This is a genomic window from Actinomyces bouchesdurhonensis (assembly GCF_900128465.1).
GTDB classification, from domain to species: Bacteria; Actinomycetota; Actinomycetes; order Actinomycetales; family Actinomycetaceae; genus Pauljensenia; species Pauljensenia bouchesdurhonensis.
In genome coordinates this window covers 266,348-268,542 of the sequence record NZ_LT635869.1, presented here as the reverse complement: position 1 = coordinate 268,542, position 2,195 = coordinate 266,348, and the positions used below count along the sequence as shown (strand labels likewise).

Annotated in this window: 2 protein-coding genes; both read left to right on the top strand. The window is 64.7% G+C overall.

Annotated elements, in window-relative coordinates; genetic code table 11:
- Nucleotides 1–390, top strand: a 390-nt coding sequence (locus BQ7477_RS09640) for a DUF2249 domain-containing protein (protein ID WP_129582572.1), incomplete at its 5' end; no start/stop codon positions are given.
- Nucleotides 391–578: 188 nt separating this feature from the next.
- On the top strand, nucleotides 579–1,058 hold the full coding sequence (locus BQ7477_RS09635; protein ID WP_073983721.1) for an SRPBCC family protein: 480 nt from the start codon (nucleotides 579–581) through the stop codon (nucleotides 1,056–1,058).
- Nucleotides 1,059–2,195 lie beyond the last annotated feature (1,137 nt).

Genomic DNA, 2,195 nt, shown 5'->3' with positions numbered 1-2,195 from the left:
GGTTGCGGAGGCCACGGCGCCCAGGCCCCTGAGGCCCCCGCCGAGCGCCCCCGCGAGATGGCCGCCGAGCCCATCACCTCCACGGCGGGGGGCTGCGGTTGCGGCGGACACGGCGGCGGACACGGCAAGGTCCACGCGGGCGGCGCCGGCGTCATCCACCGCCCAGGCGCGGACGAGCTCGTCATCCACTCCATCCCCCGCGTCGTGCGCCACGCGGTCCTCTTCGCCGCCGTCGACAACCTGCCCGTCGGCGAAAACCTCCAGATCTGTGCGCCCCACCAGCCCGAGCCGCTGTTCGCGCACCTGCAGGACTCGACGCAGCACTACCGCGTCGAAACCCTTCAGGCAGGCCCCGTGGACTGGCGCTACCGCATCACGCGCCTCGCCTGAGCGCCCCTCCACGCACGAGGCCGTGGCCGGCCCCGCCATCTCCGGTGGGTCTGCCACGGCCTCGTCGCGTGCCATCGTGTGCCAAGGACGAGCAACATGGGACGACACTGTGACCACACCCTCACCAATGGATTTGTTTGCTGTCCCGATCACATGCCGGGGCGCGCGTGAAACGGTACCGTTGAGGTATGAGCTTCTTTGATACGACTTCCGACACTGACGTCGAGGATGATCTGGATCGCGTCTCCACAGACGTGGTCGTGAACTGCGACATTGAGGCCGCGTGGGCGCTCGTGTCCGAACCTGGCTGGTGGGTCAACGACGGCCCGCTGGGCGATCACGAGGTGAGCTTCGGCGACGACGGCCTCTACCGCGTGAGCGACCCGGACGCCGGCGACTGGCTGATCGAGAAGGCCGACGAAGACCCCATGGACGTCGTGGCCTTCCGCTGGTACCCGCTCGCCGACGACGAGCTGCCCGACGAGTACGCGACCCGCGTCGAGGTCTCCCTCTCCGAGGAGCGCGGCGGCGTCGCCATCCACGTCGAGGAGTCCGGCCTGGCGTCCGTCTCCGACGACGAGGCCGAGGCCCGCCAGGCGTACGAGGACGCGATCGGCATGTGGGAGCAGGTCCTGGTCGCGGCCAAGAGCTACCTCGAGGGCCGCTGAGCTTCTGAGCCCCCGTGCCGACATCTGCTGATGTCGTTGAGGTTTCGTCGTCGCGGTATTCGCTGGCGTTGTTGATGTTCCGTCGTTTTGGCCTGTGCGGGTGTCGTTGATGTCCCGTCGTCGCAGCATTTCGTCGGCGAATGACTTGTAGTGAGCGCGTCACCCAACTTTGCACCCCCGCAGCCTCACGGCTGCGGGGGGTGTCTGTTGGAGGTGTGGTTCACGGATGGTGAGCTGAGTGTCCGTCCGGGTGTGTCCCCCAAATTTCGCACGTAATTCCCCTGCGCGTGTTTCAACTTTTGAAGTCAGAACGTTGAAATCCTGCGGTTTCTGGGGTGTTGTTGCGTGTGGCCGTCAGGGAATTACGTGCGGAATTGGTGAATGTGCGGACGGTGGCGGGGCGTAGGCTGCGGGCTGCCGGATGCTCGCCGCGGTTGGGCTTGTGAGTGTGGGCGCTGCACCCGATCCGTAGGCAATGCACCCGATCCGTAGGCAATGCACCCGATCCGTAGGCAATGCACCCGTTCTGATCGGGTGCAGCGCCACGTAAGAGGTGCAGCGCCACATAACGGGTGCAGCGCCCTGTAACGGGGCGGTTACTGCCTGGTGTGTGGTTGTGGTGTGGGCCGCGTTCGGACTTGTGCTCAGAGGCGTTGCCCCACTGAGAGGAGCAGCGCACTAGCTAGCAAGTGGTGCGGTGCGCTAGGTAGTGTCATCCCTACCCAAGTGGTGCATTGTGTGCCTCGTTAGTCGTCCCGCCGTGTTTGGGCTTGTTCCTCAGTGGTGTTGCACCGTTGAGGGAGCATTGCACTAGCTGGGAGACGGTGTAATGCTCCCTTGATTGTGCGTCCCTTCTTAAAGTCGCACGTAATTCCCTCGCGAATACTTAAAGCTTTGAAACCGGATTGTTGAAATTCTGCGGTTTTCTAAGGGGCTAAGAAAAGTAAGGGTATCCAAATTACGTGCGGAATTGATGGGGCTCGCCGCGTCTACTCTGTTGTGCGCCCGGATGCCGTGTGCCCGGATGTCGTGCGCAGCGTCTTGCCTACTGCGCCGCGCGTGCCGTGCTTGGGTGCCCCGCCGGGCCTAGTCCTCCGTTGCGCGCCCGCACCTACTCCGCCGCGGCTACTCCGCGTG